This window comes from Heliomicrobium gestii (assembly GCF_009877435.1).
In the GTDB taxonomy this organism is placed as follows: Bacteria; Bacillota; Desulfitobacteriia; order Heliobacteriales; family Heliobacteriaceae; genus Heliomicrobium; species Heliomicrobium gestii.
In genome coordinates this window covers 70020-94763 of the sequence record NZ_WXEX01000004.1, presented here as the reverse complement: position 1 = coordinate 94763, position 24744 = coordinate 70020, and the positions used below count along the sequence as shown (strand labels likewise).

19 protein-coding genes and 5 tRNA genes are annotated in these 24744 nt (G+C 58.1%); 23 read left to right on the top strand and 1 reads right to left on the bottom strand.

Translation table 11 applies throughout. The features are described 5' to 3' along the window. The first annotated feature begins 214 nt into the window (after positions 1-214). From GTO89_RS05700 to GTO89_RS05610, 19 genes are all read left to right on the top strand, one after another. Complete coding sequence (locus GTO89_RS05700; RefSeq protein ID WP_161261103.1) at positions 215-892, top strand: redox-sensing transcriptional repressor Rex; 678 nt, start codon at positions 215-217, stop codon at positions 890-892. 273 nt (positions 893-1165) lie between these two features. Next, entirely contained in the window at positions 1166-1747 is a 582-nt protein-coding gene (locus GTO89_RS05695; RefSeq protein ID WP_161261102.1) for a 5-formyltetrahydrofolate cyclo-ligase, read from the top strand. Then, the gene (gene nuoE, locus GTO89_RS05690; RefSeq protein ID WP_161261101.1) at positions 1740-2231 is read left to right on the top strand and encodes an NADH-quinone oxidoreductase subunit NuoE; all 492 of its coding nucleotides are present in this window, start codon (positions 1740-1742) and stop codon (positions 2229-2231) included. Before GTO89_RS05695 ends, nuoE begins: the two co-directional genes overlap by 8 nt. 14 nt (positions 2232-2245) lie before the next feature. Further along, the gene (gene nuoF / locus GTO89_RS05685; RefSeq protein WP_161261100.1) at positions 2246-4222 is read left to right on the top strand and encodes an NADH-quinone oxidoreductase subunit NuoF; all 1977 of its coding nucleotides are present in this window, start codon (positions 2246-2248) and stop codon (positions 4220-4222) included. A 14-nt stretch (positions 4223-4236) separates the two neighbouring features. After that, the gene (fdhF, locus tag GTO89_RS05680; RefSeq protein ID WP_161261099.1) at positions 4237-7050 is read left to right on the top strand and encodes a formate dehydrogenase subunit alpha; all 2814 of its coding nucleotides are present in this window, start codon (positions 4237-4239) and stop codon (positions 7048-7050) included. A gap of 146 nt (positions 7051-7196) precedes the next feature. Beyond that, positions 7197-8306: a glycoside hydrolase family protein gene (locus GTO89_RS05675; protein WP_161261098.1), complete on the top strand. Its 1110-nt coding sequence runs from the start codon at positions 7197-7199 to the stop codon at positions 8304-8306. Between the two features lie 84 nt (positions 8307-8390). Beyond that, positions 8391-11171 (top strand): DNA polymerase I, encoded by a 2781-nt coding sequence (polA, locus tag GTO89_RS05670; RefSeq protein WP_204758175.1) that lies wholly within the window; start codon positions 8391-8393, stop codon positions 11169-11171. 43 nt (positions 11172-11214) lie between these two features. Beyond that, the gene (gene mutM, locus GTO89_RS05665; protein WP_161261097.1) at positions 11215-12048 is read left to right on the top strand and encodes a bifunctional DNA-formamidopyrimidine glycosylase/DNA-(apurinic or apyrimidinic site) lyase; all 834 of its coding nucleotides are present in this window, start codon (positions 11215-11217) and stop codon (positions 12046-12048) included. Between the two features lie 15 nt (positions 12049-12063). Beyond that, positions 12064-14067, top strand: a complete 2004-nt coding sequence (locus GTO89_RS05660; protein WP_161261096.1) for an ABC-F family ATP-binding cassette domain-containing protein — start codon at positions 12064-12066, stop codon at positions 14065-14067. Positions 14068-14136: 69 nt separating this feature from the next. Then, positions 14137-14880 carry a manganese efflux pump gene (locus tag GTO89_RS05655; protein WP_161261095.1) on the top strand — a complete coding sequence of 248 codons (744 nt, stop codon included), beginning with the start codon at positions 14137-14139 and terminating at the stop codon, positions 14878-14880. Positions 14881-14934: 54 nt separating this feature from the next. Continuing rightward, positions 14935-15537 (top strand): dephospho-CoA kinase, encoded by a 603-nt coding sequence (gene coaE, locus GTO89_RS05650; protein ID WP_161261094.1) that lies wholly within the window; start codon positions 14935-14937, stop codon positions 15535-15537. Further along, positions 15524-16102 carry a lytic transglycosylase domain-containing protein gene (locus tag GTO89_RS05645; RefSeq protein ID WP_161261093.1) on the top strand — a complete coding sequence of 193 codons (579 nt, stop codon included), beginning with the start codon at positions 15524-15526 and terminating at the stop codon, positions 16100-16102. The genes coaE and GTO89_RS05645 overlap by 14 nt, the downstream gene beginning before the upstream one ends. Positions 16103-16255: 153 nt before the next feature. Beyond that, positions 16256-16984, top strand: coding sequence for a DUF421 domain-containing protein (locus tag GTO89_RS05640; RefSeq protein ID WP_161261092.1), 729 nt, complete (start codon positions 16256-16258; stop codon positions 16982-16984). A 170-nt stretch (positions 16985-17154) separates the two neighbouring features. Further along, complete coding sequence (locus GTO89_RS05635; RefSeq protein WP_161261091.1) at positions 17155-18402, top strand: glycosyltransferase family 2 protein; 1248 nt, start codon at positions 17155-17157, stop codon at positions 18400-18402. Positions 18403-18572: 170 nt separating this feature from the next. Next, positions 18573-19031, top strand: a complete 459-nt coding sequence (locus tag GTO89_RS05630; RefSeq protein WP_161261090.1) for a pyruvoyl-dependent arginine decarboxylase — start codon at positions 18573-18575, stop codon at positions 19029-19031. A 129-nt stretch (positions 19032-19160) separates the two neighbouring features. Next, positions 19161-20000 (top strand): polyamine aminopropyltransferase, encoded by an 840-nt coding sequence (gene speE, locus GTO89_RS05625; RefSeq protein WP_161261089.1) that lies wholly within the window; start codon positions 19161-19163, stop codon positions 19998-20000. Positions 20001-20068: 68 nt separating this feature from the next. Beyond that, a tRNA-Asp gene (locus GTO89_RS05620) sits at positions 20069-20145 on the top strand. A gap of 4 nt (positions 20146-20149) precedes the next feature. Beyond that, positions 20150-20225: transfer RNA gene (locus GTO89_RS05615), tRNA-Phe, on the top strand. A gap of 3 nt (positions 20226-20228) precedes the next feature. Further along, positions 20229-20303: transfer RNA gene (locus GTO89_RS05610), tRNA-Gly, on the top strand. Between the two features lie 159 nt (positions 20304-20462). Here GTO89_RS05610 and GTO89_RS05605 read toward each other — a convergent pair. Continuing rightward, positions 20463-20702, bottom strand: a complete 240-nt coding sequence (locus tag GTO89_RS05605) for a hypothetical protein (protein WP_161261088.1) — start codon at positions 20700-20702, stop codon at positions 20463-20465. A 72-nt stretch (positions 20703-20774) separates the two neighbouring features. On the opposite strand from GTO89_RS05605, the gene GTO89_RS05600 reads away from it, so the two are divergent. The 4 genes from GTO89_RS05600 to GTO89_RS05585 all read left to right on the top strand — a co-directional run bounded on the left by GTO89_RS05600 (position 20775) and on the right by GTO89_RS05585 (position 24582). Beyond that, a tRNA-Cys gene (locus GTO89_RS05600) sits at positions 20775-20849 on the top strand. Positions 20850-20875: 26 nt separating this feature from the next. Then, positions 20876-20962, top strand: a tRNA-Leu gene (locus GTO89_RS05595). 504 nt (positions 20963-21466) lie between these two features. Then, complete coding sequence (locus tag GTO89_RS05590; RefSeq protein WP_161261087.1) at positions 21467-22423, top strand: ketopantoate reductase family protein; 957 nt, start codon at positions 21467-21469, stop codon at positions 22421-22423. A 32-nt stretch (positions 22424-22455) separates the two neighbouring features. Beyond that, entirely contained in the window at positions 22456-24582 is a 2127-nt protein-coding gene (locus GTO89_RS05585) for a methyl-accepting chemotaxis protein (RefSeq protein ID WP_204758176.1), read from the top strand. Positions 24583-24744: the final 162 nt, after the last annotated feature.

Below are 24744 nucleotides of genomic sequence, written 5' to 3'. Positions count from 1 at the left end.
CCTATAATATGATCAACCGACAGGAGATGTCAAAAAGGGGATTAAAAAAAATGTTGCAAACTTTACGCAAAAGTTGCAAAAAAGGTATTGCATGTGGAAACTATCGCATGTATAGTTAAATTACAGATAGACAAACATTGATAGGATATCGGACAAACGATATCCAAGGTAAGCCCAACGCACATAATTTGACATCAATGAAGGGGATGAGGACGTGAAGTTTTTCAAGGTGCCTGAGCCGACAATCATGCGTTTGTCGCTCTATTCGCGAATCCTTGAACAGTTGGAAGAACGCGGTGTCCCGATCATTTCCTCGGTGGAGTTGGGTGATGCCGTGGGAATCAACTCGGGTGTCGTCCGTAAGGATCTGTCCATGTTCGGGGAATTTGGTGTTCGCGGTGTGGGCTACAATGTGCGGGAACTGCGGGACAACATCCGCAAGCTCCTGGGCCAAGACCGCAATTGGCCCGTGATCATCGTCGGAGCCGGTCACTTGGGTTCCTCGCTGGCCGCCTACCCGGGATTCCGTCAACGTGGATTCGACGTGGTTGCGCTGGTGGACACGGATCCGGAAAAAATCGGTTCGACCATCATCGACAAGATCGTCGTTTCTTGGGAAGAAGCGGAGAAGCTCATCAAAGAGCATGGGGTTCGGATGGCCATCCTGGCTGTACCCGCCGACTCTGTACAGGCGGTCGCCCAGCAACTGACCGACCTCGGAATCGAAGCGATTCTCAACTTCTCGCCCATCATCTTGAAAGGACCCTCGAAAGCGCAGGTGCAAAACGTCGACCTGACGGTCTACTTTGACCTGATGCGGTTCACTCAAAACCTCAACGACAACGGTCTGCGACCCCAGGCGTCTAACGTTCGCGGGATCGCCGTTCGCTGATATTTTCGCCTAACGCCACTCCATTTCCTGCCTCCAATCGTTTGTTCCGATTCGTTTCGAAGGCCTCTGGGCCTTCTTTTTTTTGGCCTTTTTTTGCGTTCTCTTTTTCCTGAGTTTTCTATTGTCGCTATCGCCGTAATCCGGTTTTCTCGATTCTGTCTGCAAGCAAGGGGGGAGCAACCATAAAACCTCACCTGGGTCGACGAGGGAATAGGCACTTTGCGACGAATCTTAATGAGTATGACAACATTCTGTCGGATTGAGGGTGACAGCTTGAAGCAGAGCCTGCGACAATCGGCCCTGCAAGGCCGCAGCGCCTTGACATCAGAGGAGATAGAAGGGAAAAGCCGTTTCATTGTCGACCGCTTGCTGGCCATGCCGGCCTACGCGGCGGCGTCGACGGTGATGATTTATGTTGATTTTCGCCAGGAGGTGTTGACGGGAGAAATTCTTTCCCAGAGCCTGCGTTTGGGGAAGACGGTAGCCGTCCCGATTTGCCAACCGGCTACGCGTCACCTGATCGCCGGCCGGATCGACCGCTACCCGGACGATCTCCGGCGGGGAACCTGGGGGATCATGGAACCGGTTTCAATGAAACCGGTTCCGCCTGCCGCGATCGATCTGGTGGTGATTCCTGGCGTCGCCTTCGACCGGCTCGGCAACCGTCTTGGCTATGGCGCCGGATATTACGATCGTTTTCTCCCCTCCTTGCGGGCCGACGCCCAGAAAATCGCGCTGGCCTTCGACCTACAGATCGTCAAAGAGATACACCCCGATGACCACGACATTCCGATGGATCAGATCATCACCGAGAGCCAGGTCATCGACTGCAGGGAGGAACGCGCTCATGGTTGAATGTCACTGCTGCCAAGAACATGTCGAAACAGAAAAAGATCAGCGCCTGACGGCGTTGCTTGCTGAATACCGGGAGGCGCGGGGCGCTTTGATCCCCTTGCTTCAAGGCGCCCAGGAGATATACGGTTATCTCCCTGAGCCGGTGATGGAGAGGATTGCCCGGTCGTTGCGGTTGCCTGTGGCCCAGGTCTACGGTGTGGCCACCTTTTACGCTCAGTTTCATTTCGCGCCGCGGGGCCGCCATGTGATTCGCGTTTGCCTGGGCACAGCCTGCCATGTTCGCGGCGGCGCCCGGATTTTCGAGGCCTTGCGTCGACAACTGGAGGTTGAAGACGGCGAGACGACGCCAGACCTGCGTTATACCCTCGAATCGGTGGCCTGTATCGGCGCCTGTGGACTCGCTCCCGTGATCATGATCGACGAAGACACCCATGGACGCTTGACGCCCGAGAGCCTGCCGACCATCCTGGCCCGGTATGAATGAGGAGGCGCCCTGACATGAAAAGTTTGATGCAATCTTGCTGTGAACGGTGCGCCCATCGACCGGCCACACCCTGCAAGGAATACGTCCGCTGTCGCACTGAGGGGCCTTTTTGTCATGATGACGACGCATGCCGGATCGCCCGGCAAAGACGGATAGAGGCGGTTGAACCTTCCGGCCAGACAGGAGACCAGAAGGAAGCGCGAGGGGGGTTCCTTCGCTGGCGCCTGCTCGTCTGCGCCGGCACCGGCTGCATCGCTTCGGGCGGCCGTCCGGTGCTGGAGGCGCTCCAAGGGGCGGTGGCGGAACGGGGGATGGCGGAGGATGTTCAGATCGCCCTGACCGGCTGTCATGGCTTTTGTGAGCAAGGGCCGATCGTCGTCGTTGAGCCCGGAAAAACCTTTTATCGTCGCGTCAGCGCCGCTGACGTCCCTGAAATCGTTGAGGCCCACCTGGTTGGCGGACAGGTCGTCGAGCGGCTTCTCTACCGGCTCCCCGAGGGGGAAGTCTTGGAGAGCTACCCGTCGATCCCCTTTTACGCGCGCCAGCACCGGATCGTATTGGCCAACTGCGGCCACATCAACCCGGAGGACCTGGGCGAGTACATGGCGCGCCAGGGGTACCGGGGGTTTCTCCAGGCCCTGGCCATGGACCGCTCCGCCGTCATCGCCGAGGTAAAGCGTTCGGGCCTGCGCGGACGGGGCGGCGCCGGTTTTTTGACCGGTCAGAAATGGGAGTTCACCGCCGGCGCGGCAGGGGAAGAGAAGTACATCGTCTGCAACGCCGATGAGGGCGATCCGGGGGCCTTCATGGACCGTTCCGTCCTGGAAGGCGATCCCCATGCCGTGTTGGAAGGGATGCTGGTCGCCGGATACGCCATCGGCGCCCAAGGGGGGTACATCTATGTGCGGGCTGAGTACCCCCTCGCCATCCGTCGCCTCCAGAAGGCCATCGCCCAGGCGGAAGCCTGCGGCCTCCTCGGTGAAAACATCCTGGCCAGCGGTTTTTCCTTCCATGTCCATGTCAAGGCTGGCGCCGGCGCCTTCGTTTGCGGCGAGGAGACAGCCTTGCTGACGTCGATCGAGGGCAACCGGGGGATGCCTCGCGTTCGGCCGCCTTATCCGGCCATAAAAGGCCTGTGGGGCAAGCCGACCAACATCAACAACGTGGAAACCTTCGCCAACATCCCCCACATCCTGCGCCACGGCGCCGACTGGTACGCCAACATGGGTGTGGGCCGGTCCAAAGGGTCGAAGGTCTTCGCCCTTACCGGCAAGGTCAACAACACGGGCCTTGTCGAGGTGCCCATGGGTCTCAGCCTGCGGGAGATCATCTTCGCCATCGGCGGCGGCATCCAGGGCGGCAAGGCCTTCAAAGCCGTCCAAATCGGCGGACCTTCCGGCGGTTGCCTGCCGGAATCGCTCCTCGATACGCCTGTCGATTATGAATCCCTCCTGGAAGTGGGCGCCATGGTGGGCTCCGGCGGCCTTGTCGTGATGGACGAGTCGACCTGCATGGTCGACATCGCCCGCTATTTCTTAAACTTCACCCAGCAGGAGTCTTGCGGCAAATGCGCCCCCTGCCGGGAAGGGACGAAACGGATGCTGGAGATCCTGACGCGGATCACGGTCGGCCAGGGAAAAGGGGAAGACCTGGCGGCGCTGGAAAAACTGGCCCTTGTGATCAAGTCCACGTCCCTCTGCGGCCTCGGACAGTCGGCGCCCAATCCCGTCTTGACGACGCTGCGCTATTTCCGCGACGAGTATGAGGCCCATATCAGCGACCGGCGCTGCCCTGCCGGCCTCTGCGCCGCGCTTTTGACCTACCGCATCGAAGGGGACAAGTGCCGCGGCTGTTCTCTCTGCGCCCGCGCCTGCCCTGTTGGCTGCATCTCCGGCAAGCCGAGGGAAGCCTATGTGATCGATGAAAGCCGCTGCATCAAGTGTGGCGCCTGCCTGGAACGGTGCAAGTTCGGGGCGGTCATACGCCGATAGGAGGGAGGATGACGATGATAGACGCAACAGTGGAATTGACCATCGACGGACAAGCCCTTTCCGTGCCGGCGGGCACGACCGTTTTGGCAGCGGCGCGGCAACTCGGCATCGACATCCCGACCCTCTGTCACGATCCCGAATTGACCAATCCCGGTTCTTGCCGCCTCTGTGTAGTGGAGATCGAAGTGGCCACGGCGGGCGGGATGATGAAGATGCGCAACCTGCCGCCCTCCTGTGTCACGGCCGTATCGCCGGGAATGGTCGTCCGCACCGGGACAGAGGCTGTCGTTGAGGCGCGCCGGACGGTGCTGGAACTGCTCCTGGCCAACCACCCGAAGGACTGCCTGCGCTGCGAGCGGACCGGTCGCTGCAAGCTTCAGACCTACGCCTACGAGTATGGCGCCGACTTTCCCCTTCCCGGCTCTGCCCTGGACGGGGAACGCCGCCATGATCCTTTGGATGACGGCAACCCCTTTATCCGGCGCGATATGAACAAGTGCGTCCTCTGCGGCAAATGTGTCCGCGTCTGCGCCGAGGTGCAGGGACGCCATGTCCTCGACTATGTAAAACGCGGTTTCGCGACGACGGTCGGGCCGGCTTTTGAGCGGCCCTTGGGCGAGTCGGACTGTGTCTTTTGCGGCTCCTGTGTCGCTCTCTGCCCGACCGGCGCGCTCGTGGACAAGACGAAGGCTGGGAAGGGTCGCCCCTGGGACGTGCGCCGCAAGGTGCGGACGACATGTCCTTATTGCGGCACCGGTTGCAACTTCGATCTGGAGGTCGTGGGGCGGCCGGGCGCCGGTGAACCGGGGCGGGAGGAGGTCATCGGCGTCGCATCGGCGTCTGATGGGCCGGTCAACGGACGCCACCTCTGTGTGAAGGGGCGTTTTGGCCTCTCCTTTATTCACCACCCCGATCGGTTGCGCCGGCCTCTCGTGAAAAAGGAGGGCCGCTTTGTCGAAACCTCCTGGGAGGAAGCGATCGCCCTCGTGGCGGAGCGTTTTCAGGCCATCCGGGCTGACCATGGCGGCGATGCCTTCGGCGTGCTGGCTTCGGCCAAGGCGACGAATGAGGACAACTACCTGATCAACCGGTTCGCCCGGGCCGTCCTCGGCACCAACAACATCGACCACTGCGCCCGCCTCTGCCACGCCTCGACGGTGGCCGGCCTGGCCGCCGCCTTTGGCTCTGGGGCCATGACCAACCCCATCGGCGACATCGCCAAGAGCGACTTCTTGCTGGTCATCGGGTCGAACACGACTGAGTCTCACCCTGTTTTGGCCCAGAAACTGTTGCAGGCCATCGGGCGGGGGACCCCCTGTGTCGTCATCGATCCGCGCCAAACGGAACTGGCTGCTGCGGCGACGAATCACCTGGCGATCCGACCCGGTGGAGACCTGGCGCTGCTCAATGCCCTGGCCCATGTGATCATCGCGGAAGGACTATCGAACCAAGCCTTTATCGAGGAACGGACGGAAGGCTTTGCCGAACTGCAGGCGGCTGTCGCCGATTGCACGCCGGAATGGGCGGCGCCGATCGCCGGGATCGCGCCGGAGGTGATTCGCGAGACAGCCCGGCGGTACGCGAAGGCTGAACGAGCCTCCATTTTCTACACCATGGGGATCACCCAGAAACGCACCGGCAGCCACAACGTGATGGCCATCGCCAACCTGGCCCTGTTGACCGGTCACATCGGCAAAGAGGGAAGCGGCGTCAACCCGCTGCGCGGGCAAAACAACGTGCAGGGCGCCTGTGACATGGGCGCGCTGCCGAACGTTTTTCCCGGCTACCAGCCGGTCACAGACCCGGCCGTGCGGGCGAAGTTTGCCGGAGCCTGGGGCGTTGCTTCCGCCGACCTGGCGGAACAGCCGGGCTTTACCGTCGGCGAGATGCTCGAAGCAGCCCGCTCAGGCTCGCTGAAGGCGATGCTGATCGTCGGCGAGAACCCCGTTCTGTCTGACCCGGACAGTTCCCATGTCGTCGAGGCTTTGCAACAATTGGAATGCCTCGTCGCCGTCGATATCTTCCTGAGCGAGACGGCCCAACTGGCCCATGTGGTCTTGCCGGCCTGCACCTTCGCTGAAAAAGAAGGCACCTTCACCAACACGGAACGGCGGGTGCAGCGGGTGCGCCAGGCCATCGAGCCCATCGGCGAATCGCGGCCCGACTGGCGGATCATGGCCGATCTGGCCGCCGCCCTGGGGCGCCCCTTTGACTTGGAAGACCCGGCGGCGGTGATGGCGGAAATCGCCCGCCTCACTCCGTCCTATGGCGGTGTCAGCCACGAACGGATCGACCGGGACGGCGGGCTTTGCTGGCCCTGCCTGTCGCCGGAGCATCCGGGAACGCCCCGGTTGCATGTGGATCGCTTTACCCGGGGAAAAGGCCGCTTCCATGGCGTTCACTACCTGCCGCCGGCAGAAGCGACCGATGGAGATTATCCCCTTGTGCTCTCCACGGGCCGGCGCCTCTTTCACTACCATACGGGGACGATGAGCCGGCGGACCGGGTTGGAGACGATCTATCCGGAGGAACACCTGGAGATGCATCCCGGTGACGCCGCCGCCTGCGGCCTGGTTGACGGCGATTGGGTTTGCCTGTCCACCCGCCGGGGGGCCATCGCCCTGCCGGTGCGACTGACTGAAAGCATCCTGGCAGGGACGGTCTTCACCTCCTTCCACTTCGCCGAGGCGGCAGTCAACAAGCTGACCATCGGTGTCGTCGATCCCGTCGCCAAGATCCCTGAACTGAAGGTTTGCGCCTGCCGTGTCGAACGGGTCGAACCGCCGGAGGGGTATCGACCGCCAGCGGGCAAACGGGCGCTGGTGTAACCCGGCATTCTCCCGACGACAGCCTGGGCCGCGAAAAAATCGCGGATCCAGGCGCTTTTTTTGCGTTTGGATGAAACCGAAGGGGTATAATCACCAGTAGATAATGAACAGCCGAAGGCGCGCTGTTGACCATGGAGGGGATCGATGTGATCGCGCGAAAAACGCTTGTGCCCAGGCAGCGAAACCGCTACTCCGCCTTTCCGACCTTTACGGAGCACCGGGACCGGGTCTATATCTTCTACCGCCAGGGGGTGACGAGCGCTCGCCAGTGCCACGGCGTCGATGGAACCGTGCGCTGCCTGCGGCTGGACAAGGGTGAATTCCTGGAACGGATGCATGCGGACAGGGGGGAAGGTTTTGTTGACGTTGGCGAAGACAAGGTCGTTTTCCGCAGCGAAAACGAGATCGACGCCATTGTCTCCCGCCTTGATGAGGACCTCTTCACCCTCTGCACCCGTACATACCTGCGGGGAAGGATCTGTCCGGCCTTCGTCTCCGTCGCCGACGAGCCCCGGTTCACCGAACGCTGCGCCGTCGAACTGAAGGGGGTCGAGTGGATCGTCTTCTATGGCAAGGCCATCAAAAGCCCCACCGGTTGCATCTTTCCCGCCTATGGGATCCTGAAGGGCGAGACCTTCACCCGCCCCCTTGTCATCGTGACCGACGATTTTGAACACTGGGATGTCTTGTCCTATCTTCCCAGCAATATCGACGGCGCTGTCCTGAATGAAAGCACCATCGTCTTTGACGGGAGCCGCTACCGGATGTTCAGCCGCCAGGACAGTGCCCCCTTCGGCATCTGGCTCGCCGATTCGGACGATCTCCAGCGCTGGTCGAAGCCGATACGGATTTTTTCCAAAGCCCACGCGCCCATGGCCGTCTCCCTGCCGGAGGGCATCGCTCTCGCCTACCGGGATCTGCGGGAAAAGCGGAAAAGCGCTGTGGCGATCCGCCTTCTGCGCGCCAATGAAGGCTGGGAGCAGGAGGTTTGTTCCTCGAACGGATCTGCCGGCGAAAACCAGGGGGACGATGAAGAAGACGCCGCGTCTCGCGAAAGCGGCAACAGCGGCTTGACGCTCGATATGTATGAGGGAAATCCCTATGATGGGGGATATACCGATCTCGCTGTCGTCGACGATGATCTGGTCGTCGTCTATTACCAGGGCAATGAAGACGGTGAGCCGTCGATCAAGGCTGCCGCTTTACCCTGGCGGGAACTGGGCGAGGCGATTGATTCTGAAAGGGAACAGGCCTAAGCAGGGTTTGTGGAGATGCAGCGAGAACCTTTTGGGAGACCTTGATTCTTCGATTCAGTACGCGATTAAAGGAGCACCGAATCTGTGCGCAATGCAGTTTTTATGGTCATCGACGGCAGCAGCCTGCTTCATCGGGCTTTTTACGCGCTGCCGCCCATGTCTTCTTCCCAGGGCGTTCCCACCAACGCCGTCTACGGTTTTTTGACGATGCTCGAACGGCTGCGCCGGGATTATCAACCGGATCACCTGGCCGTCTGTCTCGACAAAAGTCGCGTCACCTTCCGGACGCAGCGATATGAAGCCTATAAGGCCCAGCGGGGAGCGACGCCCGATGAACTGCGGCCCCAGTTCGGCCTGCTCAAGGAGGTCCTCGCCGCCTGGGGCATCCCTGTCTTTGAGGAGGCGGGCTTTGAGGCCGACGATCTCATCGGCGCCCTCGTTTGCCAGGCCCGGGAACAGGGGATATACAGCTTGATCGTCACGGGCGACCGCGACGCCTGGCAGTTGATTTCCCCCGGAGTGGAGGTGCTCTTCACCCGCAAGGGGATCAGCGAGATCGAACGCTATGATGAGGAAGCGCTGAAGGAGAAAATCGGCTTGACACCGCGCCAGGTGATCGATTGGAAAGGCCTCATGGGCGACGCTTCCGACAACATCCCCGGTGTGCCGGGGGTGGGCGAGAAGACGGCCTTCAAGTTGCTGGAACAGTTTGGCGACATGGACAGCCTCTACGAACGGCTCGACGAGGTGAAAGGGAAACTGAAGGAGAAGCTGGCCACCCATCGTGAACTGGCTTTTCTCTCGAAGGAACTGGCGACGATCAAATGCGATATTCCCCTTACCCCCGATTGGGAGGCTTGCCGGGCGGCAGCGCCCGATTACCCGGCGTTGCGTCAACTCTATAAGGACTTGGAATTCCGCAGCCTCCTGCGCCACCTTCCCGAGGGGGAAGGGGACGGGGCGGAAAGCGGCAGCCTCTTTGCCGGAACGGAGGAGAAGGCCGGCGCTGGCGGGCTCCCTGCCGAACCGGGAGCGCAACAGGAGGGGAAAACCGGCGAAACAGCCGTCAATGTCGAGGTGGAAGCGCCCCTCACCGTGGACTTCACCCTTGTCGACGATGAGGCGACGACCGGCCAGATGTTGACGGAACTGATGCAGCTTGGCGCTGAACCGGGATGCCGGACGGCGGTGCTGGCCGCCTGGGACGGCTCGCCACGGACCGGCGAATTGAAACAACTCATCATCGCTGCGGGAAAAGACGCCCTGCCGATATTGCCGCGCGTCTGGGTCATCGACCAGCCGGGCGCGATCTTTGCGGCGACCCGCCCCTTTTGGATCTCCAAGGACCATCGCAAGCTCTTTTTTGACGCCAAGTCGCTCTGGCTGCTCGCTCGCCGGGAGGACACCTTGATCGAAGGGATCGACGGTGACGGCCTGATCGGCGCCTACCTGCTCGATCCCCTCGCGAACAGCTACAACTTGGCTCGGTCGGCCCACGACTTGATCGGTTGGAAAATCGACGCTGACGCCGGACGCAACGCCCTTGCGCCGGAGGAAGGGGCCCGCGCTGCTGCGGCGCTCTTTCACATGATGCCGGCCTTGGAGGCGCGCCTCGGCGAAGAGGGATTGAGCGCCCTGTACCGCGATGTGGAGCTGCCGCTGGCGCCGATCCTGGGCGCCATGGAATGGGCCGGCGTCAAGGTCAATCCCGCCGTCCTGCAAGAGATGGCCGGCGAACTGGGCGCCGAGATCCACCGGTTGCAGGCCCATATCTATGATCTGGCCGGTGAGACCTTCAACATCAACTCGACACAGCAGTTCGGCAAGATCCTCTTTGAAAAGCTGGGGCTGCCGGTGATCAAAAAGACGAAGACCGGCTACTCCACCGATGTAGAGGTTCTGGAAGAACTGGCCGACCGGCACCCGATCGTGCCCAAGGTGCTGGAATACCGACAACTGATGAAACTCAAGTCGACCTATGTAGAGGGTCTGCTGCCCCTGATCGACGGTGACGGCGGCCGCATCCACACCAGCTTCAACCAGGCGGTGACGGCGACAGGCCGGCTCTCGTCGACTGAACCGAACCTGCAGAACATACCGGTTCGCCTCGAACAGGGACGCCGCATCCGCAAGGCCTTTGTGGCCCCCAGTGACGGCTGGACTCTCTTGGCCGCCGATTACTCGCAGATCGAACTGCGCATCCTGGCCCACCTCTCCGGTGATCCCTCCTTCAAGGACGCCTTTGCCAAGAATCAGGATATTCATACCCGCACCGCCAGCGAAGTCTTCGGCGTGCCCATGGAGAATGTGACCCGCGAGATGCGCCGGCGCGCCAAGGCGGTCAACTTTGGCATCGTCTACGGCATCAGCGACTTCGGCCTCAGCCGCGACTTAGGGGTGCTCCGCGCCGAGGCGCGCCAGTACATCGACGGCTACTTCGAACGCTACAACGGCGTCAAGGGCTACATCGACGAGATCATCGCCGAGGCGCGCCGGCAAGGCTATGTGACGACCCTGCTGGGCCGGCGGCGGCGGCTGCCCGATCTCTTTGTCAAAAATAAAATCCGCCAGAATTTCGGTGAGCGGGCGGCCATGAACACGCCCATCCAGGGCACCGCCGCCGACATCATCAAAGCGGCCATGGTCCGCATCCCCGACCTGTTGGTCAAGCAGGGGCTGCGCACCCGCATGCTGTTGCAAGTCCATGACGAATTGATCTTCGAGACGCCGCTGGCAGAGCTCGCCGAAGCGGCCGCCCTCATCCAGGAAACGATGGAACAGACGATCCGGCTCGACGTGCCGCTGACGGTGGACGTCAAGACGGGGCCGAACTGGTATGAGATGAAACCCTATTCGGCCGGGTGATCGTCGCCTGACATCGATTTTTCGCGCTAACGGAGGTTGTCCAGTGCCCGAATTGCCGGAAGTAGAGACCGTCCGCCGCAGCCTGGCGAGCCGGATATCGAGGCGGACGATAGAAGATGTAGAACTGCGCCTGCCCAAAATCGCCTTTGCCCTGCCGGGCACGCTTTTCGCCGACGCCCTCCGGGGGCGACAGATCCGTGAATTAGGACGACGAGGGAAATACCTGCTGATCCACCTGGACGGTGACGAGACCCTTGTGATCCACTTGCGTATGACCGGACGCCTCGTCCACCTCCGGAAGGAGGAAAGGGAAACGCCGGAACCGCCCCATACCCATGCCGTCTTCCGCTTGGACGACGGCAGTTTGCTGCGCTACGCTGATGTGCGCCAGTTTGGCACCTTGACCCTCATGGCGACGGCGGAGGCGCTGGTGCAGCCGGGAAAGGGCCGGCTCGGTCCCGAACCGTTGGCCGACGATCTCTCCTTCGCCCTTTTTCACGGCGCCCTGGTGAAACGCAAGACCAAGCTGAAGCCGCTGCTGCTCGACCAGTCCTTCCTGGCCGGTCTCGGGAACATCTACGCCGATGAGGCCCTCGCCCGGGCCGCTCTCCACCCGGATCGGCCGGCCGACTCCCTCGATGAGGCCGAGAGCCGCCGCCTCTACGACAGCATCCGCACCGTTCTCCAGGAGGGCATTGACGCCAAGGGGACATCCTTTCGCGATTATGTCGACGGCGAGGGACGCAAAGGGGAGTTTCAGGAAAAGCTGTGGGCCTATGGGCGGGAAGGCGCCCTCTGCCGTCGCTGCGGCGGCGCCATCGTTCGAGAAAAACGCAGCGGGCGGAGCACCCATTTTTGCCCCAACTGTCAAAAATAAAAGGAAAAGGGAATTATGAGCAACCGGATTATCACACAGAGTAAAAACCTGGCGCTCAACTATGGCGCACGACGCGTCTTTGAAAATGTCACCTTCATCATCCACGAGGGGGACAAGGTCGGTCTTGTCGGACCGAACGGGGCAGGCAAGACGAGCCTCTTTCGCGTGCTCACCGGATCGGAGGAGCCGGCCGAAGGCGTTCTCAGTTGGACCCAGGGCGTCCGTGTGGGCTACCTCCAGCAGGTGCGCACCCCGCCGGCCGGCCAGACGGTCTTCGCGGCGGCCCTGGAGGAGTTGGCTGACATCCTGGCCATGCGCGCTGAGATCAGCCGCCTGGAACAGGCGATGGAGCACCCGGACACCCTGGCCGACGAAAAGGTCCTGGAGCAGGTCATGGCCGAATATGCTGACCTGCTTCATCGCTATGAGGAAGGGGGCGGCTACGGCGCCGAGGCCAAAGTCCGCTCCGTCCTGCGCGGCCTCGGATTTACGGAGGACGATTTTAACCTGCCGGCAGAGGTGCTCAGCGGCGGTCAGAAGACAAGGCTCGCCCTGGCCCGCCTGCTCCTGCGGCCCTATGACCTGCTGATGCTCGACGAGCCCACGAACCACCTCGATATCGGCGCGACGGAATGGTTGGAGGATTACCTGCGCGACTACCGCGGCGCTGTCCTCGTCATCTCTCATGACCGGTACTTTTTGGACAAGATTTGCGGCCGCATCTTCCATCTGGAACGAGGCTGCCTTGACATGTACCCGGGGAATTACTCGCGGTTTTTGCAGCTCCGCGATGAGGCGCTGCTGGCGCAAAAGCGGGCCTTTGCGAAGGATCAGGCGGAGATCGCCCGTATCGAAGAATACATCCGGCGCAACAAGGCTGGCGTCAACGCCAAGCAGGCGAGGGGGCGGGAGACGCGGCTCGCCCGGCGGGAGCGGATCGCCCAGCCGGTCGAGAGCATGAGCCTTCAGGACCTCAAGTTTGTGCCCCAAACGTCCAGCAGCGAGCAGGTCCTGGTCTTGCGCGATCTGGCAGCGGCCTATCCGGGCCGGCCGCTCTTTGCCGGCCTTGATCTGACAGTCCGGCGGGGCGAGTGCATCGCCATACTCGGGAAAAACGGCGCCGGAAAGACGTCACTCTTTCGGATTCTTCTCGGCGAACTGCCACCCGCCGGCGGCGATATCGTCTTCGGCCTCCGGGTCAAGCCCGCCTATTATGCTCAGGAGCAGGAACACCTCAACGACAACGACACGCTGTTGGAAGCGATCCGCGCCATGCGACCCATGACGGAGGAGCAGGCGCGCACCCTCCTGGGGCGCTTTTTGTTCCGGGGCGATGATGTCTTCAAAACGGTTGGCGTCTTAAGCGGCGGAGAAAAGAGCCGGCTCGTTTTGGCGCAGCTCTTTTTGACAGGCGCCAATCTCCTTCTGCTCGACGAACCGACGAACAACCTGGACATCGGCGCCAAGGAGGCCCTCGAAGAGGCCCTGGCCGATTTTCCGGGGACCCTTCTGGTCATCTCCCATGACCGGTTCTTCCTGGATCGCCTAGCCGATCGGGTGTTGGAACTGGCCGATGGGCATTTCACCCAGTATCTGGGCAACTACTCCGATTATCGGAGCAAAAAGGCTGAGCGGGAAGCGGCGGAAAAAGAAGCGGCCCAGCGGGCCGCCGGGGCTAAGGCCCGGACGAATGCGGAAACGAGCGATCGCCCTGGTATGCCCGGCAATGCCGGCAACCAAGGCGCCAGCAGCGGCGCCGCCAGCCCTACCGGCGGCGCCGGCAAGTCTGGCGGGCCGAAGTTGACCAATCCCTGGAAAAGGGAACAGGCCCTGAAGGAGGCCGAATCACGGATCGCTCGCCTGGAGGAGCGACTGCAAAGCCTTAGCGAGGCATTGGCCGATGAGAGCACCTACCGGGACGGCGAACAGGCCCGCCGCACCCAGGAGGAATACGAACAGGTCCGCCAGGAACTGACCGACGCCTATACCGAATGGGAGGCTGTCGTCGAGTCGATGTAGCCCCTCAGTGGACCTTTTCCCGGGTTCGCATAGTATATCGGGAAATGTGCAACCCGGGAGGGACCCATCGTGGCGTTATGGTCGTTGTTGGGGTTGGCAGTCGCCTTGAGTTTGGACGGATTCGGAGCGGGGGTGGCCTATGGACTCAAGCGCATCGGCGTTCCCTTGAGTTCCCTACTCGTGATCAGTTTCTGTTCCGCTCTGGCGATGGCGATCGCCCTTCTCGCCGGACACGGTTTGACGGCGTTGATTCCCGGCGAATGGGCCGGACGGCTTGGCGGCGGCATTCTGATCTTGTTGGGCCTCTTTCAAGTCTTCAACGTAGCCAGGGAAGAACGGAGCAAGGGGTCTCAAGGAGGCCAAAGCTCACCCGTCGGCCCAGCCGGCGCGGGTGAACTGGCTGGTTCCTGCGAGGAGGGCTACGGCGCGCCGGCGTTGACCGCTGAGGAGACACTGGAGGTGAAAGCGGAAGAGGTGTTGTCGATCACCTTGCGACCCTTCGGGCTGGTCATCCAGGTTTTGCGTGAGCCGACTCAGGCTGACCTCGACCGTTCCGGCGAATTGGGACCGCAGGAAGCCTTGCTTCTGGGCTTGGCGCTCAACATGGACGCCCTCGCCGCCGGTTTTGGCGCTTCCATGGTCGGGGCGCTGCCGCTGTACGCTCCGCCGGTGGTTGCCCTGACGCAACTGTTCTTCGTTTGCGCCGGACTCTACTTTGGCCGCTTGCAGGCACGCTGGGCCGGCGGAACATGGCTCGCCTACGGCGCAGGTCTCGCCCTGATGGGGCTTGGTTTTGTCAAAATCGTTTCATGACTGCGCTGTCTAAACCGTCGTTTCGGCGCATAAATATGGAAATGGAGGGGCCTCGTGAAAGTGATCGGATTGACCGGGGGCATCGCTGCCGGGAAAACGACTGTGGCTGCTTGCCTGAGAAGGTTGGGCGCCGCTGTCATCGACGCCGACGTGGTCGCCCGTGAGGTTGTCGAGCCGGGGAAACCGGCCTGGCGGGACATTCAGAGGGTCTTCGGTCCCTCTGTTTTTCGTCCCGATGGCGACCTTGACCGGGCGGCGCTGGGGCGTATCGTCTTTGCCGACGGGGAAGCGCGAGCGCGCTTGAACGGGATCGTCCACCCACAGGTGATCGAGCGATTTGAACAGGAGATGGCTCGGCTTGCCCGGCAAGGCGCAAAAGTGGTTGTCCTTGATGTGCCCCTGCTCTTTGAGGCCGGCATGGAGGCCATGGCCGGAGAGATCTGGGTGGTGGCTGTCGACGAGGTGACCCAAGTTCGCCGCCTCATGGAACGGGACAACCTTGACGAGGCGGCGGCGAGGGCGCGCATCTTCGCTCAGATGCCTCTCGCAGAAAAGATCAAGCGAGCCGATCGGCTCATCGACGCCGGACAACCCCTGCCGGAGATGAAAAAACAGGTAGAACAGCTTTGGAAGGAGGCCGCCGGTGAAGTGGAGTGAACCGATCCGGACGCTGTCCTTCCCTCGCTTGGCTGTGGCCGTCATCATCCTCGCTGTCGCCGGCAACCTCCTCTGGTACAGCCCCTGGGTGCAAAAGATCTTCTTTCCCATCCCGCACAAGCCACTGATCATGAAGTACGCTTCCGAGTATCATGTCGATCCCTATCTGGTCACGGCGATCATCCGGCGAGAGAGCAAATTCCTGCCCTGGGCGGAGAGCAGTCAGGGCGCCCGGGGCTTGATGCAACTGATGCCCCAGACGGCGGAATGGATCGCCGAACAGGTGCCTCTCCGTGATTTTTCTCCGGAATCGCTCCATGACCCCGAAACGAACATCCGCATGGGCTGTTGGTACCTGGCCGACCTCCGGCAGGAGTTCAACGGCAATATCCCCCTGACGATCGCCGCCTATAACGGCGGCAGGGGAAATGTGCGCCAGTGGCTTCAGGAGCAAAAGTGGACAGGCAAGGAACAGACCATCGAAATGATCCCCTTCCCTGAAACACGGGCCTATGTGAAGGGCGTCCTTCACGACTACGCCATATACCATCAACTCTACGATTAAGGATAAATTTGACGGCTTTTTTCGGCGATTGCCCCCTTGATTGCCGGAAAAGGGGCAGCGATTCCCCTCTTTTGCGCCACCGGACATTCATATTCGACCCTCTTGCGGCCATAATAGTAAGGATTTCAAACTTGGCCATGCGAGGTGGCGCCGATGGACCTGCAAGAAGTGTTGACCATCATCGGTAGAGCCCTCATCGTCTACTTTTCCGTGCTGTTGATCATGCGCATCATGGGCAAGCGGGAGATCGGGAAGCTGTCCCCTGTTGATCTCGTCGTGGCCATCATGATCGCGGAATTGGCCGCAATCCCGATGGAGGATCCCGCCATCCCCTTGCATCACGGGCTGATACCCATCGGCGTGTTGGTGATCGCGGAAGTAGGATTCTCCTACCTTGCCATGAAATCGCCTGTCGCCCGTGACTGGTTAAATGGATCGCCGACGGTGATCATTGAAAACGGGCGCCTGCTGGAAGGGGAGATGCGACGAACCCGCTACAACCTGAATGACCTGATGGCTCAAATGAGGGAAAAGAATGTGCCCAACATCAATGATGTGGAGTTCGCCATTTTAGAGACGTCGGGCAAATTGAGCATCATCCCCAAGTCGCAAAAACGTCCACTCACCGCGGAGGACTTGCATGTGCCGACAGCCTACGAGGGATTGCCGACGCCGCTCATCCTCGACGGCAAGGTGGATCATCGCAATCTTCGAACGATCGATCTGGACGAGGAATGGTTGATCAAACAGTTGCAAATGCATGGAGCCTATACGGTCGATCAGGTGTTCTTTGCTTCGATTGACTCGAAGGGAGAGTTTTATCTCTGCCCGAAAATGTCCTTGCGCAAGGAAAAACCGCAACCGGCATGGCAAGGGCCTTAAGGCGGCGCGGATTTTTCTAACTCTTGCCGCCCCCTTACATAACAATCATTGACGGTTGGGTGTATTTTTCGGTACAATTACCTTTGGATGGTCGATGGTTTTTCCATAATCTGTTGCAAGAGACCTCTTCCCTCGGCGAGAGGGCAGAGAAAGGAGAGAGTTGACCCTTGATGATATGGGAGACTCTGTTTGCCCAGAAATACGACATCATCATGGTGCCGCTACAGTTGTTGATCGTATTCTGCACGGTGTACTACATGATTTTGTCCGTCTTTGGCTTCTGGAGGAAAAAGGAAGGACCGCCGGCGCCGCCGGAAAAGACCTTCGCCTTAGTCGTCGCAGCGCATAATGAAGAATTCGTCATTGGTCCACTGGTGGAGAACCTGAAGAACCTTGACTACCCCAAGGAACTCTATGAGGTCTTCATCGTCGCTGACAACTGCACCGACCGGACAGCCGTCATCGCTCGCGAAGCCGGCGCTCAGGTTTTTGAGCGTTTCAACCGCCAGCAGCGAGGCAAAGGCTACGCGTTGGAATGGATGTTCGAAAAGATCTTCCGCATGGAGCGGCATTTTGACGGCATCTGCATTTTCGACGCTGACAACCTGGTCAAACCGAATTTTCTGATGGAAATGAACAAAAAAATGGTGGAAGGCCACCAGATCATCCAGTGTTATATCGACTCCAAAAACCCCTTTGACACCTGGGTAACGGCCACCTTCTCCATCGCCTTCTGGCACACGAACCGGCTGCTCCAACTGGCCCGGTACAACCTGGGCCTCTCCAACCTGCTGGGCGGCACGGGGATGTGCATCTCCACGAACCTGCTCCGTGAATACGGCTGGGGCGCCACCTCGCTGGTAGAGGATATGGAGTTCTCCATGAAAGCGCTGATGAACGGCATCAAGACCTCCTGGAGCCATGAGGCCGTCATCTATGATGAGAAACCCCTGACTTTTGCCCAATCGTGGCGCCAGCGCAAACGCTGGGCCCAGGGGCACGTCGATATCTTCTTCCGCTACTTCCCCAAACTGTTCTGGCGCGGTCTGACGTCTGGCGACTTCTCCATGCTGGACGGGGCCTTGCACCTCTTTCAGCCGGCCCTTGTCGTCTTGGTGTCCCTGTTCATGCTGCTCAGTGTCGTTGAACCGATCAGCTTGAGCTTTACTCAACTCTTCAGTTCGACCATACACCAGCAGGTATGGATGTTCCTCTCCTATATCCAGTTTGCCTTGCCCCTCGTCGCCCTTATGTTGGACAAGGTCGACCGGCGCGCCTGGAAATGGGTTCTCGTTTATCCCGTCTTTGTCTACAGTTGGGTGCCGATCGTCTTCCTTGGCTTTTGGCATCGCAACAAACGGGAATGGAGCCACACCCTGCATACGCGCGGCCTCTCCTACAACGAGGTGATCAAGTAGGCTGCGCCGATCAGAAGACACATACCAATTCAACCGTTCCCAGGCAAGGGAGGCGACCGCCTCCCTTGCTTTCATTTTTATCGCAAAATTATTGTTTATTTTTTCTGCCCGTCTGGTATAATAAACGAGGTCTGCGACCACATTAAAAACGAATCATTGGAGGTATGCTTATGCTACCCGTGCCGAAGAAATTTTTCATCACAGCCGCGGCTGCAGAAGGTAAAAGCAAACTGACGGCGTTCGACAACGCCCTCTTGAAAGCCGAGATCGGCAATGTCAACCTGGTTCGGGTCAGCAGTATCTTGCCTCCCGACTGCGAGTATACCCCTGGCATGAAGATTCCCTACGGCGCCCTTGTGCCGACCGCCTACGGCTCCATCGTCTCCGATATCCCTGGCGAGACCATTGCGGCCGCCATCGCTGTCGGGATTTCGCCGGATAGCTTCGGTGTCATCATGGAACTGACAGGCAAGTTCACCAAGGAAGAGGCCGAAGCCCGCATCACTCGCATGGTGCAAGAAGCCTTTGAGGTGCGGGGTATGGAACTGAAGGAGATTAAGGTCCGGGCCGTTGAACACACGGTGGAGAAGATCGGCTGCGCCTTTGCCGCCGCTCCCCTGTGGTATTAAACCGTATCGACATCCCTCACCTGCCTGCAAGCGGCAGGTGATTTCTTTCTTCTGCGTCCAAATCACGCCCGTCTTCAAATCGTCAAAGCGAAGACGCTGAGTAATCGAATGGAAAGGGGCAATGTCCGCATGTCCTCCGGTTTCTGGTATACAGAAGAGCAGACGCCCAACCTCCGCTACAGCAGCAAAATCACCCAGACCCTTCACACAGAGAAGACGCCCTTTCAGGAACTGGCCATGATTGACACCGTTCAGTGGGGGCGCATGCTGGTCCTCGACAACATGGTCATGACGACCATCAAGGACGAATTCGTTTACCATGAGATGATCAGCCATGTGGCGCTGAATACCCATCCCAATCCGAAAAAAGTGATGATCATCGGCGGCGGCGATGGTGGCGCCATTCGCGAGTGTGTCAAACATCCGAAGGTGGAGAAGGCGGTGCTGTGCGAGATCGATGGCCGCGTCATCGAGACATCGAAAGAGTACCTGCCCGAGATCGCCTCGGCGCTCTTCGGGCACCCCAAAGTAGAGGTCCTGGTGGCCGACGGTGTGAAACATATCCAGGAGAACGAGAACGAGTACGATGTGATCATGGTCGACTCGACAGAACCGGTCGGGCCTGCCGAAGGGCTCTTCGCCGCTGAATTCTACCAGGCTGTCTACCGCGCCTTAAAGCCAGACGGCATCATGGTCGCCCAGACGGAGTCGCCCTTCGTCAACGCCGACCTGATCTCCCGTGTCGTCAAGGACATCCGTACGATTTTCCCCGTTACGAAGCTCTACCTCGCTTCGATCCCGACCTACCCCTCCGGTCTCTGGAGCTTCACCATGGGCTCCAAGCAGTATGATCCCGAGGCTGTCGATGTCAGCGCCATCCCGGAGATGGAGACGCGCTACTACACACCGGCGCTGCACAAAGCCGCCTTCTGCCTGCCCAAATTTGTCCAAGATCTGATCAAAGAATAGAAAATAATACCAAATAAAAAAGCATTGACGACAAGGGTGATATACGATAGAATATCCCTTGTCGGTGCGGAGCAGTGGTGTAGAGGCCTAACATGCCAGCCTGTCACGCTGGAGATCGCGGGTTCGAATCCCGTCTGCTCCGCCAGTTTGCCTCGGTAGCTCAGTCGGTAGAGCAGAGGACTGAAAATCCTCGTGTCGGTGGTTCGATTCCGCCCCGAGGCACCACCTGCGGGAATAGCTCAGCGGTAGAGCATCGCCTTGCCAAGGCGAGGGTCGCGAGTTCGAATCTCGTTTCCCGCTCCAGAATCATAAGAAATCGCCACCCCCAGCTGGGTGGCGTTGTTATTCCCAAGAACGGTTGATCCGTTTCTTGATCCCCCATGGTCGCCTAGACGACCTCAGCGACGAGCGCAAAGGCTGCGAACAGCCAGTAACACCGGTGGCATGAGGAATGTCGCTAGCTCAGTGGAGTTTGCGCCGGGCCACGATGTAATACTCCCGACCGTCGTGAGATCCTTCGGTGTGGAAGTTCATCCCGTTTTTTCGCAGGAAGGTCAGGATGGAATCGGTCTGATGGGCATCATTGGCGTCGACGGAGATCACCAGTTCATCGCCGTCGCGAAGTTGGTTCACGAAACGGTCCAGACGGCGGATGTCGTCGGGATAGACGATATCGCCCACATCGGTAGAGAAGTCGACCAAGCAAATCACCTCCTCTGCTTTAGTCTCCCTTGACGAGAGACCCTTGAAGCTGGTAAAATTTAAGTCGCGAACGGCGGCATCGCCAAGTGGTAAGGCAAAGGTCTGCAAAACCTTTATTCCCCGGTTCGAATCCGGGTGCCGCCTCCAAATTGACTTTTTATCCCATTCAAGCTGCCGGTGTGGCGGAATTGGTAGACGCAAGGGACTTAAAATCCCTCGGCCGCAAGACCGTGCCGGTTCGAGTCCGGCCACCGGCACCACACATAAGAACCAATGACCTCAGGATAACTCCTGGGGTCATTTTTTTTTGACAAATACACTAATAAAATCTTTTTAATTCATCGTTCAAACATCGACATTTTTTTACATGACAAAAAATGGGTTATCCCGTAAAATGTACATGTGTTTTTCGTATAGCGAGATCGGCAATGAGATCCGCAACTCCTTGCAGATGGTTTGAAGTTTCGCCCACTATTTGAACGCAGGGAGGTATATCGGTGATGATTGGATGTCTTTCGAACGAATGATCATTGAACTGGAACAGGAACTTCTAGCGAGCGACCTCGTTGGTGTTATGGACAAATATTCCAAAGCATCAATGGGGTTTTTTGATTAATACAGATAGAGGAGTTGGGGATTTTTTTTCGTCCGTTTAGGAGGCGATTTCATGGTTTGGCGAGAGTCAATATGTAAAAAATTTCATAATGTAATAAAGATTTTGTTTTATAGGCTCATCTGTTATCTGGGTGAAAGGGGCGCATTTTATGAATGTCCTTGTCTACGGCCTTGGAGCGCTAGGCAGCGTGTATGCGGCTTTGCTAAAAAAAGCCGGTCACCATGTCACGGCAATGGTTCGTCCAAATATTCTGGATGATGTGCAAAAACAGGGCGTGCATGTGCAAGGGATTTGGGGCGAACACCACTATCTTCTTGATGAAGTAGTCGCTTCATTACAAGATTGTGTCCGTCGCGATTGGGAGTTGATCATTGTAACCGTTAAGTCCTTTGCCATCACCGACGCTGCCAAGGCCATCGCTGCTGTTCGTTCGCCCGATTCATTTGTGTTACTTACTCAGAACGGCTATGGAAATTATGAAGCGAGCGCTGAACATATTCCGGAAAAGAACCTGCTCGTAAGCACCGTCTTCTTTGGTGCGGAATCGTTGGGTCCTGGAGCATCAAATGTAAAAGCGATGGCAGAGGAAATTCGCCTAGGATCGCCGGGTAATCGGATCTCTCAAGCGGAGATTAATAAATGGATTGAATTCTTTCGGGAGGCTTCAATGCCGACACAACCTACGGATCAAATCATGAAATATGTTTGGGGGAAAATCACATTCAATTCGGTCATTAATTCATTAGGCGCCTTGTTGGAGACGACACCGGGTATGTTGGTAGAGAACCCCAATGCCCGTGAGTTAATGCGACGCTTAATTGTGGAGATCTATTCGCTTTTAATTACCATGGGGCAACAGACGATTTGTCCGGATGTTGAGTCATATTTATCCGTATTTTTTAACAAATTGGTGCCTCACATGAAAAATCACTGTGTCTCTATGCTACAAGATCTTCGAAGAGGTCGCCCTACGGAAGTAGATTCGCTTAACGGAGCCATCGTTCGGCTAGGAAAGAGATACGGCGTGTCCACACCTACGAATGAGATGCTTACTCATTTGCTGAAGACGAAAGAATCTATTGTGCTTACAGGGAGAGCCGATTAAAGCGACACCTTCGGGAGGCATGTGTAGCATACTTGAAACTGACCGGGGATATCTTTTGGTTAGGACTGTATGGTGTGAATTCATTTTTTTTGAGCGCATCTGTAGGAGGTAAAATAATGACAATCCGAAACAAAATAATCCTAGTCATGACAGTGGTTATTGCAATTACAGCGACTATGTTTGGGTTCCTTAGTTACGAAAAATCGGAAGATATGTTAATAAGTCAGATCAGACGAGATATTATAGAGATTGCTAACATTCAGTCGGGGGGCATCACCCGTGTCACCAATGGCTTGACACTGCAAGTAGAACTTGTGGCTGCCCGACAGTCGGTAAAAGATTTAGTAAAACCGGAAACCCTCGCTGGATCACAAGAAGAGTTGAAACGCAAGTCGGACAATGAATCGGCATGGTTGCGTGAGTTTGTGAAGAGTTCTAACGGCGTTGAACATATTTTGATAACCGACGGGAAGGGGAAGATTATTGCTGATAGCGATCCCAAATTAATCGGCATCAGCGTCGGAGATAGGGGCTATTTTAAACAGGTTTTATCATCGGGACGTTCAGTGCTTTCCGAACCAGTGAAATCCAAATCGACGGGAAAGGTAGCCATCGCATTTGTTGCGCCCATAAAAGACGATAACGGAAGTGTCCTAGGGGTTGTCGCTTTTGGTGTTTTTGCAGAATCACTAGGCAGTGACCTATCGAATCTTCGTTTCATCGATTCTGATGGCGCATATGGTTTTATCCTTGATGGGATGGGACGATTGGTGACCCATCCGGACAGTCAGTTGCTCGGGGAGCCGTCCCCGGTCAGCGAGTTGGCCCAGATCGCCCAAACAAATGCCAGCAGCCCCAATGTGTCAACAGGTTATCTACAGTACAGGAAGGACGGAATACTGAAGCTGGCCGCATACTCATACATCCCAAAACTTCAGTGGACAGTTGCATTGACAGGCAATGTTGCTGACATGGAAAAACCGCTGCGGAATATGGGGAGTTATATTCTTTTGCTCGCTGTGATTCTCATCGGCTTGGCGGGAGCAGTGGCGTGGCTGGCATCCCGTTGGTTGACGTCGCCTGTTGTTGCGCTTACTGAAATCATTGATAAAACGGCCACTCTTGATTTCACCCGGATGGGGGCCTCCTACGGGAAACTCTCAGGGAAAAAGGATGAGACTGGACGAATGGCGCAGTCGATGGAAGCGATGCGAGAGGCGCTGATGGGGATCAGCCGGCAGATTGCCGGCGCCTCGGCGCAAATTCACGCGATCGCGCAGACGGTGCGACATAAAACAGACTGTCTCACTGGGAAGACCGATCGCGTCGCCGAAGAATCGATGGTATTGTCATCAGGCATGCAGGAATTGGCGGCAACCACAGAAGAGGTGAACGCTTCCACGAGTGAGTTGGAACAGGCGGTGCGGGTTGTTGCGTCCAAAGCGACCGACGGGGCTACCTTGTCGATGGAAATCGACAGACGGGCTGACCATTTAGAAGCGTCGTCCCGTCAATCTCGCGAAGAGGCTCACTCTGTTTACAGCGAAGTGCGTGGAGAATTGGAAAAGGCGATAGAAGAATCGAAAAAAGTGGCGAAAATCAATCTGTTGGCTCAGACGATCCTTGAAATCACCGAGCAGACCAACCTTCTCGCCCTCAATGCCGCCATTGAGGCCGCCCGCGCTGGTGATTCCGGGCGAGGATTTGGCGTCGTTGCCGAGGAAATCCGTAAACTGGCTGAACAGTCGTCGCGGACGGTGGCCGATATCCGGGAGATTGTCAACAGCGTCAACACATCGGTCGGTCACTTGTCCAGCAGTTCCGAGACGATCTTGCGTTTCTTTGACGGTCGGGTCCTCGCTGATTATGAACACTTGATCCAAGTGGGCGTGCGCTATCGCGACGACGCGTCGCTGATCAAGGGATTGATGGCCGAGTTCTCCAGCATGGCGGTGCAGTTGGAGGCCACAGTCAGCGATATCGCCAATGCCATCAACGAATTTACGGTTACTGTATCTGCCGTCGCCCAGGGGGCGGAACAGATTTCGCTCCAGATCGGATCAATAGACAACGAATTGGTGGAAATCCGGAAGACTACGGAAACCAGCGCTCGGAGCGCGGAAACACTGGAATCGGTGGTGGGGCAGTTCAAGCTTTAACCGGTTTAAACAATATTTTGACAGCATTTCGTTAGTTTTGATTGTACGTAAACGTACATTGTGGTAACATGGACATGGGCACAATTACTAGTTGCTTTGCCGCAAAGGTAAAGCAAACCCCGGCTCTCTTGTACTCAAGAGTCGGGGATTTTTTTGTTTAAA